A 17,951-nucleotide genomic window follows, 5' to 3' on the forward strand; every position below is an offset into this window, starting at 1 on the left:
CTTAAGCTTTGCAACAAATTCTAAAATCTGTGTGCTCAAGCATTGCAACTGAATCAATAGTAAAGCGCCAATTACAACCACCAAAATATTTAGCAAATACCCATTCTTTGCTTTTCTTAGGATGGTAAGAAAGCGCCCATTTTTGCTGCTTTTTAAGTTGATAGGTGCGTAACTCTTTAAAAATTCTATTACTTTGTTGATGGCGAAAATAACTACACCACTCTTTTATGGCTGAATTCATTTTCTCAATAACAATAGCAATATCTTTTCCACGCGCCCATCTCCATAATTTCTGCAGATGATTCATATGTTTTTTTACTTCAAAATTACTAGGTTCAATAACAATATTATTGTTTCTATTGCAAATGAAAAAACCAGAAAATTCAATACCTTGCTCCAACTTAGAGTATTGTTGTGATTCAATAACAATACCGCTTTTATCTAAAAGTGGGTATAGTGTTCTACAAGCCATTTTTAGCTGTTCTTTAGAGCAAGCAAGTACAATTAACTTATCCTTGTAAAATATAAACTTAATTTCTTTGTGTGTGTTATGTAGTTTACTGTAAAAAGTATAGGCAAAATTTTTCAACATTTTATGGCTATTTTGCTTTTTCAATACTTCGCACAGATTTTTTTTGTATGGAAAATGAGAAAAAAAGTTAATTACATATTTTTGAAATAAGTGCTTATTTGCACTCAGTTCAAAGACAACAGCATGATTTTTGTACTGTGATTTAATTGTATTCAAAGATTTGTGCAAAGAAGTATCGTAAAAATCGTCATACGTTTTTTGCATCATATCTAAAAGTAAGTATTTATGATTTTTTAATAGTAATTTTTTTGTGTTGTTGCAGAACTTTTGCGAGGCATTAAAATCCTTACGGTATTTTACTAAAGCAAGCACTAAATTGCTTTGACTACGCATTAGTAATTTCTGTAAGTTTTTTTGTTTGCGGTTGTTTCCCGATTGCGCTGCTCGAAAAATTCTACTTTGCAAATTTTTTACTACCTTGCGATATTTGTTTAAGACAGCTCTATGATTTAAGTTTGTGCTATCGCATTTTTTTATGCACATCGAACTCTCCTCATGATTTATAATTTGCCCAAAATAGACTTTCGAGTAATCCACCGTTTATGAAAGTCAGCATATATTTTTCATTACAAAAAATCATTGGCTTTTTCCATACTCTTTTGCTCTATCAATATTGACAAAAAAAAAATACTATTAATATGAATGTTTTTATTCAAATCGATAGTAATTATATTTTGGCAACAATTTCTAGAGTTTACCACGTTCCTATGTTATGAGAAACGATTAACGTAGATGTATCCTTTACTCCGGCTTTATCTAGGTATAGCACAAATCTATGCAAAAAGATTTTTTCTAAAGCAACTCTCTTTTACAACTACCGTGAGAGGGGTTGGTAACGAAGCTTACGGATATTCATTTTAGTTCATCATATTAATCTTCTCTGGACTTTTATTTGTTTGGTAGTAAACACTTTAAAAGTTTTAGTACTGCTTGGGACTTTGTAAGCCCTAGTACTTAGAGATAGTTTTATACCTAACTATTTGCGGTTGCAAAACTCATATAACATAGACTTCGTGTCCCACTTGCATCTCCAACGCCCATCTTTTCGGACTTTCGTAGAACCGACCGAGGTAAGGATTTTCACCTACAGGTTCACGAAAAATTTTCGCTTTAGGAATTTTTTGTTGCAGTTGGTTACTTAAAGTTGTTTTCCCTGCGCCAATAATTCCTTCTATAATTATCATATTTTACCACCTTTTTCAATTTTTATTAATTTAAGTAAGTACCCCTGTAAGGGAAAAAGATTCTACTATATTGTATCGCGTCAATCAAGAATTTTTCAAATGCGGTCTTTGTACGTAGAATTAAGTGAGCAAAAAGGAAGGTCGACTACGTAAGTTGTAATTGTTGGCATAAGTTTTTAAAAAAAAATATAAACCAGAAATAAAAACCATCGCAGACGACTTCCATTTTGTAAACCTTTTATATCAATAATTGTATATTTTCATTCTACTTTAATTCTTTATTTGTAGTAACAGTAAACGGCAACTTGTGTATAACCCTTATTTTTAATGGTTTTTGCCTATTGTGACTCTTCAGCACTTGTTTTTTTTGCTTTATCCGGGAAAAATAGACTGAATATAATTAAACAGGCAACAGATGCAAAAATAGCAGGAAGAACAGCATCAGTGGGTTTATAAATTTCGTTATAAAAACTCGACTGAAGAAATGCCTCTTCTTTACCCATAACATAAAAAATATTAGTCAATTCACTCCACAATATAGTAACAGAAATCCCTGCAATAATTGACGCAATAGCCCCTTTACTACTTGCTTTTTTCCAAAACAGCGCAGCAACTAACACTGGCGTAATTGCAGCTCCATAAATAGTGTAGGCGTACAATGCTTTAGTAAAAAAAGTTTCGGATTGCGCAAAAGCGGTAGAAACCCAATACGCTATTAACCCTAATGCTACAATAAGTAAACGGCTAAGAAGTACAATTTTCTTTTCATTAGCATCTTTATTTACATGCGTTTGGTAAACATCGCGCATAATTGTTGTTGCTGGTACCAACAAATAAGAATCGGCAGTAGACACTATTATGCCGATAATCGTAGTTAACATTAAAGCTCCGAGAAGAGTGGCAAGATGTCCGTGTTCAAGGAAACTGTGTGCTATCGTAATCAAGATATACTTTCCCTTGGTTTCTTCCGTAACAAGACTTGAAGCTACCCAAGCGCAAGCAATGATAAGAATCTCAACAACAGCAACGACAAAAATAAGTACAATAGTTGCTTTTTTTGCCCCTTTAGCGTCTTTGCTTGCAAAAAATCGCTGGTACATATTTGCATCGCCAAGTATCAACAAGAAAGGAGGAAGAAGAAAATTCACTAATTCGATATTCGAATAAACACCCCAAAACTTCATATGATTGGTTTTATTCATGCTAGCAAAAGCCGTTTCCATTCCACTTGCACCTCCAGCCATAAACCACAAGACAGGAAAAGCAATCATCAATGAAATTGTCATAATAATACCATTGCCCACATCTGTATAGGCAACGCTAACTAAGCCAGCAAGCATTGTATAAATAACAATAAAAGTTGCGGCTATTTTAATCGCTAAACTCATTGACATTTCAAAAGAAGATCCTTTTAGGATAGTGTGAAGAACCGCCCCTCCAGCATTATATTGGTAACTCACAATAACCATGTAAGCACATACTAAAGCAAAAACCCCTAACAACCGTGCTGTTTCACCATAACGGTCAGCTAAAATTTCGGGAACAGTAAACTTTTCATAACTACGGACTTTACCAGCTATTTGTGTCAAGAGTATGATTCCACAAACACTACCTATTGGCAAAATTAAAGCGGCAAGTCCTGTTTCATAAGCTTTACCAGCGTTTCCTAGAATAGAACCCGTTCCTACCCAAGTTGCAAGCATTGTTCCTACTAAAACCCATGGAGAAAGAGATCTACCTGCAACAGAAAAATCTGTTTGATTTTTTATTTTTGAGGCTTTGTATATTCCTAAACCTGTAAGTATTAGAAAATATAGCGCCATAATAGAAATTGCAAAAGCCATTCTTGTTTCCTTGAAGTGAAAAATAGAGTGATTGAACCTATGAGTCGAATTTATTTTGTAATTTTTTCAAACAATCATAGTTAGTAAGATCGTACTGCATAGGAGTCACAGTAATATATCCTTCGCCAATTAAAGTAACATCATCTTGGTATTTTTGGTTGCGTTTAGGAACTTTAGCAAATGGCTGAGGTTCAAAACCACTAAAGTGCAACCAGTAATACTCCTTCTTTAAAGGAGTACTTCGTTTTTCATAGTAATCAGCAAAATTGAGCATGCTTTGTCGTGCGACTTTAATGCCTTTTATTTTTTTTACAGAAGGTATATTTATGTTGTATAAAAGGGGGTCCGTACATTCCGCTAAAAGAGTTTCCATAAACTTAGGCATTTGATCCTTGAGCGGTAACATATCTTTGTCTTTAAATGAATCTAATGAGAATGCTAAAGATGGTTTATTATGCAATATACCTTCGAAAGCAGCGGCAATTGTTCCTGAGTAGTACATAGCAGGTCCTACGTTATAACCATGGTTTATTCCGGTAACGACAACATCAACATCCTTACATATCTCAATAAGGCCAAGACGCGTACAATCCACAGGAAAACCATCAACCGCTAACCCATAAAATTCACCATTTTTATACCTTGGCGTTACCATTAAAGGCTCGTACAAGGTAATAGCGTGGCTTTTTCCACTTTGATGCTTCAAAGGGGCAATAAGAACAACTTCGTGACCAAGAGTTACAAGTAGGTCGCGAAGAACAGAAATACCAATAGCATCAATACCATCATCATTACTAAGTAATATTTTCATAAATATTTTTTTTTTGAAAGAACTTTATTTTAGAAGTGTTTAGGACGCGATCAAAATAAAACGGCTCACTAAAATTCGCTAGCTTAAGTATTATAGATTTAACATAACCTTAGTTCTACTAGAACTATAATAACATTATAGTTCTAACGAGTAAGTAAGTCGGATGATTTGTTTTGGTCACATCCCTTAAACGAAAAATACAAAACGAAGAGAAATGAGGTTGCGATGTGTTTTGCATCATTGTAGAATACCCACAACAATCAAGTTGTTCTACAACAAATGAGTAGGTCGCCTATTAAAATTTCCCATTTACTCTTTTATTTTTTAGCGTTGTTTCTCCTCGGTTACACAGCTTTAACTATGTATCTTTGTTGCGCCATGCTAAAAAATAAAATTTAGATATTAGGGCGCTCACATTTAGATTTCTATATAATATTAGTTGTTTTAGAGAGTAATAAGGCACTTGATTTTACAATTTAAAAGTAACAAAACTAATCTCTAAATAGCTAAATTATTACAAAGAGAAATATCAACACGTCCTAATTTGGAAACTATTTTGGGCGTATTGTATTTAGGCTTTATACAATGTAAGTTATCCTAGGGAGTAGTAAGCACCTTGAAATTGTACTCTACAATTGAAGTAACAAAACTAGTCTCTAAAAGTTGTTAAATTATAAAAAAGATAAATGTTGACACCCTGGTTAAGGCGCGTTTTATTATAGGTAAAACCCTTGTTATTGTCAATTTAAAATAGAAAGAGAATATTATGTTAAACGATCAACTACAAGAAGCCCTTAATAGGCATATGAACTCAGAATTCTTTTCTTCATATATGTATCTATCTATGGCTGCTTACTTTGATTCTATTCACTATAAAGGTTTTGCACACTGGGCCCAAGAGCAAGCAAATGAAGAACTTGGTCATGCAATGAAAATGTATCAGTATATTTTAGACAAAGGTGGAAAAATTGTCCTTTTGCCAATAGAAGGACCTCCCACTACTTGGGATTCTTGCTTAGGCGCTTTTGAAGAAGTGTACAAACACGAACAAAAAGTCACGCAACAAATCAACAGCCTCTACGAAATTTGCCAGGAAAACAAAGACTATGCTACACAAACATTTCTACATTGGTTTATTACCGAACAAGTAGAGGAAGAGTCAATGTCCTCTGAAATTGTCGAAAGAATAAAATTAGCTGGAAATTCAAACAGCGCTGTTCTACTCATTGATAGTGAACTGGGTAGTCGTAAGAGCGAATAGTTTCATTTGGTGCAGTGCTAATGCACTGCACCAAAATTTTTTTATTTGGAATACATAATATGGTTATGGAACTTATACAGCAAAAAGTTTCGTTAGGACAAAGAGTTAAATTTGTTTTAAAAACAGGAAGTGAAGTCGAAGGCATTGTACACGAAATAACCGCAGAGTACGTTTCAGTTATTCATCAAGATGAAGTAATTGTTGTACTCAAAGATCTAATAGGCGGTTGGGAAACCCAAAAAAACAACTCTACCAAAGAAGAAGATCAAGAGTTTTCAGGTTTAGCTGAAGATACTGTTATTGAAAAAGTAGAGTTTGATTGGGAAGAAAATAAAACAAAAGACCAAACAGATAGTGCAATGGTTTACTCGTCTCCACAAAGAGATTTAGAACAAAAAATAGACACAAAGCACAAAGTAATATATATGTTAATGGGTAGCGCAATTACCCTAGTAACTATCTTTATTGTCAAATTTTTCAACTTGGTGTAAATAAATGAGTGATCTCACAAAATATTTAAAGAGTACTTCGAAAAAGATAAGCACTTGTTCTCAGCCACTAGTATACAACCTAGAACACCTTTGTATTATTGAAATATGTGGAAAAGATGTAATTTCTTTTTTACAACGAATGACAACAAACAATATAGAATCTATACACGAAAAAGGTTTCGTTGCAACGATCTTTACAAACGATAAAGGTCGTATCATTGACAGTGTTTATCTCTTAAAATTCGAAAAAAAATTACTTATGATATGCCATAAGATTTATAGAGAAAAATTGATAGCCTGGATTGATAAATATACAATACTAGACGATGTTACTGTTCAAAAAACAGATGATTATTTTTTATGGCAAGTTTGGAATTACCAAATAGCAAAAGGCTCCCAAATCAAATCTTTTAATATTTCGATGGGAAATGTTTCTGTAAACTGGTTCATCGGCATGAAATCGCAACAAAAAAGTATTGTCGAAAACTTATCTAACGCAAATGCCAATATTTGTGAAAATAACGCATATGAATACTACCGTATACAAGAAAATATTCCTACTGCTCCTAACGAAATTCACGACCTAATAAATCCTCATGAAATAAACTTCCTCGATCGTTTAGATTTTGAAAAAGGGTGTTATGTAGGTCAAGAGGTTATTGCTCGTCTAGATACTTACGACAAAGTTCAAAAATATTTACGTCGTTTTTCTTGCGATCACAAAAATGTAAAAGAAGGTTCTTCTATCTACTCCATCGAAGGCAAGAGTATTGGCAACGTAACTTCTATATCTAATTTAGAGGAAAAAACAATAGGTTTGTTATTCATTCGTAAAAAGTTTATCGAAAATAAACAGCTTATGCTTGAAAACGGTGAAAAAATTACTATCGAGTAATGGCTATTTCAGGCTAAAAAAATAACAGAATTAGTCTTTTAAAGCACTGAACTATAAACCATTAAGAGTAGCAATACAAACATAAGGAGCGCAAGATTCATACAAAAGAATCCAAAAGATTTTTTGTATCGATAACACAAAAAATTTGCGAAAAGGAAGTAAATTTTTTTTTACAAAGCAGCAGCAACGACTGCTTTTTTGTGTATGGTCCTTCAGGAATCGGCAAAACAACCTTAGTTCGTATATTGGCAGGGCTTTCGCAACCATTAACTGGCCAAATTATCATTAATAATAACGTTTGGTTTGATAGTGAGCAAAAAATTAATTTAGCCCCACAACAAAGATCGATTAGTTATGTTTCGCAAGAATATACACTATTTCCCCATATGACAGTCCTAGAAAATATTTTATTTTCAATAAGAAACTCTTCAGCAAAAGCAAAAGAAATCGCTCGTTTACTGTCTGTATTCAAACTTGCCAGATACAAGAACACCAAGCCGCATTTGCTTTCAGGAGGGCAACAACAAAGAGTTGCAATAATTCGTGCACTTGTTAAAGATAGCGCTTTGTTATTATTTGATGAACCTTTTTCAGGACAAGACAGCGCACTAAAAAAAGTACTACGTCAAGAAATCAAAAAAATTCATAAAAAAAATAATACGATTACTATTTTTATCAGTCATGATATGAGTGAAGGGCTTTTACTTTCCAATTATATTCTATTTATGAACGCCAGTAGTTTTTTTGTTGTTAAAAATGACTATCAACAACAAAGTGGTTTATTACCTATAATTGCGGAGGTAACACGCTCTGATAAGAATGGAGCTGTAGAACTAAGTAGTGGTGAATATACTTTTACTTTCACCACATCTGAAATACTTAATATTGGAGACCGTGTTTTAGTACCACTAAAACCACTGTATTCGCATCTAAAAAAAATAAAATAATATTAGAGCATACCAATATTTAGGTTTTTGTATAATATGGTCATTCCAGGAAGTAGGCACTTTGAAAGTGCTCTACAATTGAAAAGTAACAAAGCTAATCTTTGGAAGAGCCAAATTATAAAAAATAAATATCAACACACCTAGGCCTCAAAAGAACAAAAACGCACAGCAACTTGACGAATGTACCGCTAGTACGATGTCATTTTGCTTAGAATTCAAAGGTCTTAGAAGAACTATATCCTAAAATTTTGATGGTATTTTGTTCAATATTAATTTATTATATTTAAAATAAGCAATTCTATAAAAGCAAGTAAGTGACAAATGCAGTCAGAAAATAGAGCGCATCGACATTTAGGTTTCATCTAGTATGAGTTATTTTAGAAGTAGAGAGGTACTTGAAAGCGCAAAGTTATGCTCCGCCAAAAAGCACGAACGAATATCTAAAATAACTAAATTACAAAAAAATTAAATATCAACGCACCCTAATACTAATTAATAATTGATATGCGAGGAGAATGGCATGATCAACATTCGAGTGAGCAACGAGCAAGGAGAAGTATTAAAAGAACTTCAACTTGGAGAAGGCACACATAATATTGGTAGAACGCCTGATAATACAATAGAACTTCGAGACATGAAAGTTTCTCGAGATCACGCCAAACTGATGGTACAAGATGGTGTATGCACTATTGTAGATACAAATAGTACGACAGGTGTTTTTGTTAATGAAGAGAAAATTCTTTCTGAGACAGAACTACGCACAGGAGATGTTGTGCACATAGGAGATATGGTTTTAGACGTATCTTTTGAAGAATTCTCAGGAACAAAGTTAGAAGGAAATCAAATTGGTTGTTTACGTTTGGTTTCTGGAGGAGTAAATAGTCTTCATGCTTTGAGCAAAACAGAAACTATTATGGGTAGAATACCCGAATGTGACATCCAAGTGATGGATCAAATGGCCTCAAGGCAACACTCCAAAGTAATTTTGCAAGGAGGCAGCTATTTTATTGAAGACTGCAATAGTTCCAATGGTACATTCTTAAATGATATTCAAATCACAAAACAACCGTTACAAAACGGTGATGTTGTTAAGATTTGTAACCACGCTTACAAATTTGAAATTAAAGACAAAAGCGAAGTACAAATGCAAGTATCATCACCAAAACCAACTCCTCCACCTGCTCCTTCTCCTCATGGAATGATTTCGACAACAAGACCAACAAGAGCAACTCCTCCAACAATGCACGGATATGAGGTCTCCGAAAATAAGAAAAAAGGTTCTTTTACAAAAGTAGCTGCTATACTAGTCATTTTTGGATTAGTAGGAGTAGGAGGCTATACATACAAAGACAAAATCATGGACATGGTAAACAGCAAAGGTAAAGATAATAGTATTGACAAAACTCCATCAATTTCTCTCTCTGAAGAAATAGCCGCTGCTGAACTAGAATTAAATGACAAAAAGTCGGAGTTGCAAAACCTAATATCTACGATCCAAGACAGTAGTAACCAATTACAAGATATCGAAGATCAAATTAATAACCAGCACACCGGAAATAATGATTCTTCAGGAAAAGAAGAAGTAGAACAATTAAAAGCCGATATTGCACAAACAAAACAAGAAGGAAAGAAAGCTGTTAGCGATCGTAATTCGTGGAAAAAGAAAGCTAAGAAAGTTTACGCTCAGTACAAAAAAATGCCAAAAAGTACTCGACCTAATCCACCACGCGAAGAGGTAAAACCACCACGCGAAGAGGTAAAACCACCACGCGAAGAAGTAAAACCACCGCGCGAAGAAGTAAAGCCACCGCGCGAAGAAGTAAAGCCACCGCGCGAAGAAGTAAAACCACCGCGCGAAGAAGTAAAACCACAAGGGAATGTAGCGCTAACAGCAGCTCAAATTGCAGAAATCAAAAAAATCAACGCTATTAAAAATAAACCAGTTGACTACAAAAAAATCGTTACTGCAAACAGATGCGGTGAATGTCATAAGCAAGAAAAGAAAGTATGGCAACAAACACCACACCACGAAACATTCAAAAAAATGAGCAAAAAACCACGAGCAAAAAGTATTTTCAAAAAGCTCAAGATCAAGGGAAGCATCAAACGAAGTGGTCGCTGCTCAAAATGCCACTTTTTACAGCAGCATGATGGGCGCAAAGTAAAAGCGGTTGCTGGTGTTTCATGCGAATCTTGTCACGGAGCAGGAAAAGACTGGGTGCTTGTTCATAATGATCGATCAGTGCCAATAGATAAACGTCGTGTAAGCGCTATGAGCAAAGGAATGAACAACCCTAGTGATATTTATTTGATTGCTCAGAACTGTTACGGTTGTCATAGTGTCCCTGACGAAGACTTAGTCAACATTGGTGGTCACAAGGCAGGTAGCTCTTTTGAACTTGTAAGTTGGTCTCAAGGAATGGTTCGCCATAACTTCGTACGTGCTGACAACAAAGCAAATCAAAAATCATCTCCTGCAAGACTACGAGTTATGTTTGTGACAGGTCTAATGCTAGACCTAGAATACTCATTGCGCGGCTTAATGAAAGTAACAAAGCCTGGTAAGTACTATGACACTATGCAACAAAAAGTGAATAAAACTTACAAAGTTCTCAATGCCGCAAATAACAAATCTGGTGGCATCAAAGAAATTAAGGAATTACTCACACTTTTCAAAAAGCTGAATATGAAAAATCGTAAACATTTAGAAGCTGGCGCAAATCTAGTAACTTTAAAAGCACGAGAATTCACAAAAAATCACAATGGAAGCAAATTATCTTCTTTAGATGCTTTTATTCCTAAAAACTATAAATAAGAGGCTTCGCACTCAGGGCATGTTTTATTTTGTATTGCTATCTAGCGCTGCAAACTTTAACAACGTGCCCACAAAATTAATCTTTTAAGGAAGCAAATAGATGAAAAAAATACTTTTCATGATGATTTTTCTGTCATTTATCTTTGCTGATGATCAACAGAAATTAGACACACTAAAAAAACAAGTGCAAGAAGTAAAAGATCAAATAGCTGAAAAAAAAGCAAAGCTACAATTACTAAAAAAAACTATCGAAGATAAAAAAATGCAGCGTGATTCTCAACCAAATGAATCAAATAATGAAGACTATAGCGAAGAGAAACAACAACTAAAAAACCAACTTCGTTCTTTAAAAGGTAAAGTTGCCTCTATAAAAAAAGATAGCATGAAATACCAAAGTCTTTATAGAAAATTCGCTGCAAAAATAAAACAAAAAAATTCTCAACCAAAGAAAAACACTCAACCAAAGAAAAACACTCGGCCGGTCAAGAATACTCAGCCAGCCAAGAATACTCAGCCGGCTAAAAATACTCAGCCGGTCAAGAACACTCAACCGAAAAATACTCAACCGGTTAAGAATACTCAACCAAAGAAAAATACACAACCAGTTAAGAATACACAACCAAAGAAAAATACTCAACCAAAGAAAAATACTCAACCACATAAAAACCCAGGTAATGTAGCATTAACAGCAGCTCAAATTGCAGAAATCAAAAAAATCAACGCTATTAAAAATAAACCAGTTGACTACAAAAAAATCGTTACTGCAAACAGATGCGGTGAATGTCATAAGCAAGAAAAGAAAGTATGGCAACAAACACCACACCACGAAACATTCAAAAAAATGAGCAAAAAACCGCGAGCAAAAAGTATTTTCAAAAAGCTCAAGATCAAGGGAAGCATCAAACGAAGTGGTCGCTGCTCAAAATGCCACTTTTTACAACAGCATGATGGACGCAAAGTAAAAGCGGTTGCTGGTGTTTCATGCGAATCTTGCCACGGAGCAGGAAAAGACTGGGTGCTTGTTCATAATGATCGATCAGTACCAATAGATAAACGCCGTGTAAGCGCTATGAGCAAAGGAATGAACAACCCTAGTGATATTTATTTAATTGCTCAGAATTGTTACGGCTGTCATAGTGTTCCCGACGAAGACTTAGTTAATATTGGTGGTCACAAGGCAGGTAGCTCTTTTGAGCTTGTAAGCTGGTCTCAAGGAATGGTTCGCCATAACTTCGTACGTGCTGACAACAAAGCAAACCAAAAATCATCTCCTGCAAGACTACGAGTTATGTTTGTTACAGGTTTAATGTTGGACCTAGAATACTCATTGCGTGGCTTAATGAAAGTAACAAAACCTGGTAAGTACTATGACACTATGCAACAAAAAGTAAATAAAACTTACAAAGTTCTCAATGCTGCAAATAGTAAATCTGGCGGTATCAAAGAAATTAGTGAATTACTCACACTTTTCAAAAAGCTAAATATGAAAAATCGTAAACATTTAGAAGCTGGTGCAAATCTAGTAACTCTAAAAGCACGAGAATTCACAAAAAACCACGATGGAAATAAATTATCTTCTTTGGATGCTTTTATTCCTAAAAATTACAAATAAAGTATCTCGGAAAAAATAATCCATCTAAAAATTTGATAATATTTTAAGTGAGTTGCAAAAAGATCTTGAGCACGTTTCAAGTCAGTGTAGAATCTGAGTGGTAGAGCAAGGGCATCCTGAGAGGCGCATGGCTGTAGCTATGTAACCGAAAGCTCGACGCCGCTATGGTACACAAAGGCAAGTTGTGTGCTTTTAAAAACTTTTTGCAACTTGCTTAAGTTTAAAAATTTCAAATACCCGAACTTCTAGTTAGAAGCTCGGGTATTTTTTTTGAATATTTTCAAAAACTCAGTGTATCAGTATTTAGATTTTAATTAATCCTATAATTTCGTATGTTTCCCATCGCAAAACGGACCATTTTCTGTATATTTACAATTGCATAATGCAGCACGACGCTGTTCTGTTATTTCAAATTTTACAGGAGTAAAACTTGTTCCTTTATGAGATCCATCACAATATGGTTGATTTTGAGATTTTCCGCAACTACACCAATAATATATTCCGGGCTCTACCACTGTAACGGTGGGCTTCTTACTAGCAATTACTGGTTTTTCCATATCTTTCTCCAAATAAAATATATTTGCTTTGTCATTTACTTGAGGCAAACTATATTTTACGAAGATAACGAGAAAAATGCTTATGAAAAAATTTTCCTAACATAAAATAGAACATCTTGTTAAGACATGTTTCAAAGTGAATATTTGCTTTATACCAATTTATATCTTGACCATACAAATATTTGGAAACTATAATTTATAAGGTGCGTCAACACGCCCTAATGATAACCTAACCGAATATATTTGAAAGGATTTCTTATGAAATGCATCTCGACATTTATGATTTTGGTAATGTTAATATTCAATATCCATGCTGATGAGCAAAAAAAGATTAATGACATTCTCCAAACAATAACATCAATACAAGTAGATCATCTAGATCTCGAAGCATTAAAACAACTAGAGAGCAATTTACAGTCAATAGTAAAGAGTACTAATACTTTACAAAAGAAAGTTTCACAACAGAAAAGTAAATTACAAGAAGAAGAAAAGCTTATCAAAATATTAAGCGACGCTAGCCAAAAAAAGCCTGTATTCATAGTGCTTACAGCAATTGCAAATTTAGAGCAACATCTAAAAAGCAGTAATAACTATTTCCAAAAAGCTCAAGAAAATAAAATTACCCAAAAGCATATTGGTAAAGTAAAAGAGTATCAACAAACTTGGCAAAAACTCCTCGACAAACTCACACAACTACAAAAACATGTTCTTGAAATTGAAAATGCCAATGAAGATTTAAAAAAACAAACACTGCTCAAAGACACAGAGCTACAAAAAAGAATAAGTAGCATTTTACAATCTACAACTAAGTACAACGAGTACTTACAAGTAAATGATTTGTCTTCGTATAAATCACATATAATAGCTTCTTTAGAAAAAGATCTACAAGCACGTTTGGCTCGCTCAGTTTATACTTCAAAAGTAAAGTTTGTACGCGAAGCTCATCTACTATGGAAAAATAGTCAGATGCAAGATAAAAGTTCTGTAGAACTTACAGCAATCAAAAATTTCGAAGTCACATACAAAAAATACGAAAAAGATTTACAATCCGGTAGCGAAAATAATTTCTTTTCCTCAGTGATTTCTCCTCTTATGAGCGAAGCACATGAGCGCAAGAGAGCTATCATTAAGGAAAATGAATTATTTACTTCTGTAGAAGAAGATTACAAAAAAGCAACGGAAATAACTAAAGATGTGCAAACAAAACTAGAAGCCGCTAAAAATGTGCGAAAAAAAATAACAGAATATGAACAACTAGTTCAAGGTAATGAAATTAGTAGCTATCATCGTAAGAATACAACTCCGTATGCTCGCGAATTAGATAAAATAATTACATCTATTTCTCAAGAAATAGAGATGTTTAATTCTTTGCAAAAAAATTACACAAATTACCAAGAACAAAAATACGAAAATATAATTACTGAACGTAATAAAATTGATGATACATTAAAAAAAGTAGTTGCCTACGCAAACTTATTACAAACAGAAAGAATCAAAGGCTACTATAGTGCAGAAGTAAAGAAAATAGCGGAAGCTCTGCAAAAACGACAAGAAAAAGTTGTTGCTGAACAAAGTGCAGTATCCCCTTTTCGTATTGCTCATAAAAATTGGCAAGAGAAAAATAGCAACTGGGATAATGCGCAAAATGAAAAAGAGTTTATTGAAAAAGTAATAAACTCGGCAAATAACTACAGCAAAACCTTAGAAGAAGGTAAAATTTCGACATATTATAAAGATGAGATTCAATCAGTAAATAAAGAGCTTACTGCTCGACTAGCCAAAATAAATAAAGAGACAACGGCTTTTGCAAAAGTAGCAGAAAGTCAAATGACTTATAAGCAGTCAAAATTTGATAATCTAGACAAGGAATCAGCGGCAATTGATACTACTCTATCCATTACCAATGAATATGCAAAATTAAGCGAAAAAAAAGCTATATCGAACTACAACAGTGCACAAGTAGAAGAAATCAAAAACTCTTTACAAAATCGCCAAAAAATACTCAATAACGAAAAAGTTGCTTTCGACGCAATTCAAAAATCATATAGTGTTTGGAAAGATGGAGAGAAAAACACTACCAATGAAATAAATAACATCACAAAAGCTCTAACAACAATTGATAAATACAACTCAATGATCGCAAAATTTGAAGCATCGCAGTTCTTAAAAAACAAAGTAATTATCATTGCAAAAGAACTAAACAATCGAAAAGATCAAATTGAACTAGAGAAAAAAGCTTTTTCGCAAATTCAAGTTCAATTGTCTTTACCACAAGCGACAACCTTACAAGAATATAGTAACACTCTACAAAAACTGAAAACTGCTATCGCTAATTATCAAATGGAATTAAAGGCCCAAAAAATTAGTGACTATCACAGAGCAGAAGTTGCTGCCCTTGCAACAAAAAATGAAGCACAGATAAAAAAACTCAACAATGTTGTTAAAAGTTTTAAAACTGTAAAAGCGAGTTATAATAGCTGGAAAATAAAATCGCGATGGCAAAGTTGGGAACAAGAAAATAAAAAACTACAAGAAATCAAAGATGCTGCACAAAAATACAAAACAAGTCTTGGTGATATACAAGATTCAAATGCTGGCGATGTAAAAACTTGGTTAGTTGCTGTTGCAAGTGAACAGAATAAATTAAATGCCGAGAAAAAACTTTTTGATAACCTCAAAGCTCTTTCGGATACAGTAATCGAAGGTGGATACTCATCTGGTGAAGATGAACTTGCTGAAATTGAAAAACTCCTAGAACTTTGTGATAATTATGTAAAACAAACTCGTGCTAAAGCAATTACTAATCATTACCAAAGAGTTGTTCGTCAACGTAAACGCAAGGCACAAGATGCAAGCAAAAAAATTAAAAGAGAAATCTATGTATTTGGTCAAATAGAATCTTCTTATAATTTTTGGAAAAACAACTCGCCTTGGCAAAACAAAGCTGACGAGGAACGTGCACTTACCAAAACACTTGCAAAAGTTCAAGAATATAATGACGAGCTGCAATTCCGAAAAATCACCACTTACAGAAAAAGCGATGTCTCTGATTGGAAAAATGAATTGCAAAAACGTCAAGACACTCTTCGTAGCGGCGGTTAGTAAAGAAACGTTGTTGGCTCAAGAACTAAAATAGTGCAGGTGCATATCCTCCACATTTAGATTTCTCAAATCAACAATATTCAGATCGGAACAGGATCGTTTTTCTATCCTAAATATCAACACAAGCTCAATAATTCAAATGTTTTTGACTTGTATAAAAATTTAAGCACGGTAATATCAATATTTGGTTATAATGTACCTAAGTCAAAATATTGATATTACCGTGCTTTATTTTTTATGAAGGGAAAAAAATGAATTACCAAGAAACAATTGACGACCATCTCAAAATTTTAAGTCTTTGTCGCACACAAATAGTTGAATTTTGCCAACAAGCTGTAGATATGTGCACAGAGGTATATCGCAATCAAAAACATCTCTATCTTTGCGGAAATGGTGGTAGTGCTGCTGATGCTACGCATATTGTAGGCGAACTTGTAGGAAGACTCCGTCAAGATCGCATTCCTTTTCCTGCAACATGCATGGGAGCTGATTTTGCAACAATGACAGCTATTTCGAATGACTATGGCTATGATAAAATTTTTGCACGAGAAGTAACAGCAAAGATGCGACCTAAAGATGTACTGTGGTGTTTGAGTACATCAGGAAATTCGGCAAATATTATTGCTGCAATCAATGAAGCCCGTAAAATCAATGAAGTAAAAATAATTGGGATGTCCGGGCAAAACGGTGGCAAGATGAAAGATTTATGTGATATTTGCTTATGCGTTCCCAATACATTTTCTGACCGCATACAAGAAATTCATCAACTATCTTACCACTTGATTTGCCAAGGAGTAGAAGAGTATTTGTTGAAGAAAGATTGTTAAATGAAGACTGTAGTATTTTGTATACTGTTCCTTGTGATAGCATGTGACTCGTCAACAACACCCGTTGCTAAAAAAAAGACTCCTGCATCATCGCCCATTTCACTGCAAGAAATTATTATCAAACCACGTAAAATCATAAAAAAATACGAAACAACAGGAGAGTTGGTATCTGTTAATGAAGTGACCTTAAGTTCAGAGATAAACGCTCGTATAATTTCGCGACCAGTCTATGTTGGAGACGAAGTAAAAAAAGGGCAAATTCTTTTTCATTTAGATAGTGAGTTACTTGCAATAGAAGAAGAGAGACTAAAACAAAATATTCTTTTAGAACAAGCGCGCGCTTTTGAAGCCAAGAATAACCTAATTCGCCAACAAAAGTTAGGAACCGCAACAACTCCGCAGCAACGAGAAAGAGCTTCAACAAATTACACAATTATCCAACAAAATTTAGCAATATTACAGCAAAATTTGCGCAAAATAAAAGTCAACATTTCTAAAACAATTATTAGAGCTCCTTTCTCAGGAGAGATAAGTAAATTATTTCTAAATAGTAATGAATTTGCACAAATCTCTCACCCTTTAGTTACAATCACCGATCGCTCTAAATTAAAAGTAGTTACAGGAATACCAGAGCACATCATTGTCAAATTATCGAAAAAAAACAAAGTATTAATTCACGTTTCTTCCATAAATAAACGATACCACAGTAATATTTTTTGCACTTACCCATCTATGAACAATAATACAAAAAAAATCCCGATAGAAGTGCGTATCCATAACAAAAATAAACTTTTATTCAGTGGAATGTTTTGTCGTTTGTCTCTAACATTAGCAATAAAAAAAGGTATTATAGTACCCTTTGAGTTTATTAAAGTTGCCTACGACATGCACTTTGTCAAAGTTGCAGATAAAAAACGTTTTATCGAAAAAAGAGTATCTGTGGCTTTACATAAAGACGGTTGGCTTGTGACTAGTGGACTCAAAGCTGGACAAAAACTTCAGGAGTATTAAAA

At 33.9% G+C, this 17,951-nt stretch carries 14 protein-coding genes; 9 read left to right on the plus strand and 5 right to left on the minus strand.

The window, feature by feature from the left end:
* Position 1 precedes the first annotated feature (1 nt).
* From UABHE_RS12810 to surE, 4 genes are all read right to left on the minus strand, one after another.
* Positions 2 to 1,075, minus strand: coding sequence for a reverse transcriptase N-terminal domain-containing protein (locus tag UABHE_RS12810; protein WP_372370722.1), 1,074 nt, complete (start codon positions 1,073 to 1,075; stop codon positions 2 to 4).
* A gap of 512 nt (positions 1,076 to 1,587) precedes the next feature.
* On the minus strand, positions 1,588 to 1,776 hold the full coding sequence (locus UABHE_RS12815; protein WP_372370723.1) for a deoxynucleoside kinase: 189 nt from the start codon (positions 1,774 to 1,776) through the stop codon (positions 1,588 to 1,590).
* Between the two features lie 338 nt (positions 1,777 to 2,114).
* Positions 2,115 to 3,620, minus strand: coding sequence for a sodium:solute symporter (locus UABHE_RS12820; protein ID WP_372370724.1), 1,506 nt, complete (start codon positions 3,618 to 3,620; stop codon positions 2,115 to 2,117).
* Positions 3,621 to 3,657: 37 nt separating this feature from the next.
* On the minus strand, positions 3,658 to 4,431 hold the full coding sequence (gene surE, locus UABHE_RS12825) for a 5'/3'-nucleotidase SurE (RefSeq protein WP_372370725.1): 774 nt from the start codon (positions 4,429 to 4,431) through the stop codon (positions 3,658 to 3,660).
* A 766-nt stretch (positions 4,432 to 5,197) separates the two neighbouring features.
* Between surE and UABHE_RS12830 the strand changes: the two genes are divergently transcribed.
* The 6 genes from UABHE_RS12830 to UABHE_RS12855 all read left to right on the plus strand — a co-directional run bounded on the left by UABHE_RS12830 (position 5,198) and on the right by UABHE_RS12855 (position 12,452).
* Positions 5,198 to 5,692: a ferritin gene (locus UABHE_RS12830; RefSeq protein WP_372370726.1), complete on the plus strand. Its 495-nt coding sequence runs from the start codon at positions 5,198 to 5,200 to the stop codon at positions 5,690 to 5,692.
* 59 nt (positions 5,693 to 5,751) lie between these two features.
* Positions 5,752 to 6,183, plus strand: a complete 432-nt coding sequence (locus UABHE_RS12835) for a hypothetical protein (protein ID WP_372370727.1) — start codon at positions 5,752 to 5,754, stop codon at positions 6,181 to 6,183.
* 4 nt (positions 6,184 to 6,187) lie between these two features.
* Positions 6,188 to 7,078 (plus strand): folate-binding protein YgfZ, encoded by an 891-nt coding sequence (locus tag UABHE_RS12840; RefSeq protein WP_372370728.1) that lies wholly within the window; start codon positions 6,188 to 6,190, stop codon positions 7,076 to 7,078.
* A gap of 143 nt (positions 7,079 to 7,221) precedes the next feature.
* The gene (locus UABHE_RS12845) at positions 7,222 to 8,025 is read left to right on the plus strand and encodes an ABC transporter ATP-binding protein (RefSeq protein WP_372371608.1); all 804 of its coding nucleotides are present in this window, start codon (positions 7,222 to 7,224) and stop codon (positions 8,023 to 8,025) included.
* 520 nt (positions 8,026 to 8,545) lie between these two features.
* Positions 8,546 to 10,840 (plus strand): FHA domain-containing protein, encoded by a 2,295-nt coding sequence (locus tag UABHE_RS12850; protein WP_372370730.1) that lies wholly within the window; start codon positions 8,546 to 8,548, stop codon positions 10,838 to 10,840.
* 100 nt (positions 10,841 to 10,940) lie between these two features.
* Positions 10,941 to 12,452, plus strand: coding sequence for a multiheme c-type cytochrome (locus tag UABHE_RS12855; protein WP_372370731.1), 1,512 nt, complete (start codon positions 10,941 to 10,943; stop codon positions 12,450 to 12,452).
* 320 nt (positions 12,453 to 12,772) lie between these two features.
* Here the strand turns inward: UABHE_RS12855 and UABHE_RS12860 are convergent, their stop codons facing one another.
* On the minus strand, positions 12,773 to 13,009 hold the full coding sequence (locus UABHE_RS12860) for a CDGSH iron-sulfur domain-containing protein (protein ID WP_372370732.1): 237 nt from the start codon (positions 13,007 to 13,009) through the stop codon (positions 12,773 to 12,775).
* Between the two features lie 258 nt (positions 13,010 to 13,267).
* On the opposite strand from UABHE_RS12860, the gene UABHE_RS12865 reads away from it, so the two are divergent.
* From UABHE_RS12865 to UABHE_RS12875, 3 genes are all read left to right on the plus strand, one after another.
* Entirely contained in the window at positions 13,268 to 16,111 is a 2,844-nt protein-coding gene (locus tag UABHE_RS12865) for a hypothetical protein (protein WP_372370733.1), read from the plus strand.
* Between the two features lie 251 nt (positions 16,112 to 16,362).
* Entirely contained in the window at positions 16,363 to 16,938 is a 576-nt protein-coding gene (locus tag UABHE_RS12870; RefSeq protein ID WP_372370735.1) for an SIS domain-containing protein, read from the plus strand.
* Entirely contained in the window at positions 16,939 to 17,949 is a 1,011-nt protein-coding gene (locus tag UABHE_RS12875; protein ID WP_372370737.1) for an efflux RND transporter periplasmic adaptor subunit, read from the plus strand.
* Positions 17,950 to 17,951: the final 2 nt, after the last annotated feature.

The sequence above is a fragment of the Candidatus Uabimicrobium helgolandensis genome, assembly GCF_041508025.1.
Classification (GTDB): domain Bacteria; phylum Planctomycetota; class Uabimicrobiia; order Uabimicrobiales; family Uabimicrobiaceae; genus Uabimicrobium; species Uabimicrobium helgolandensis.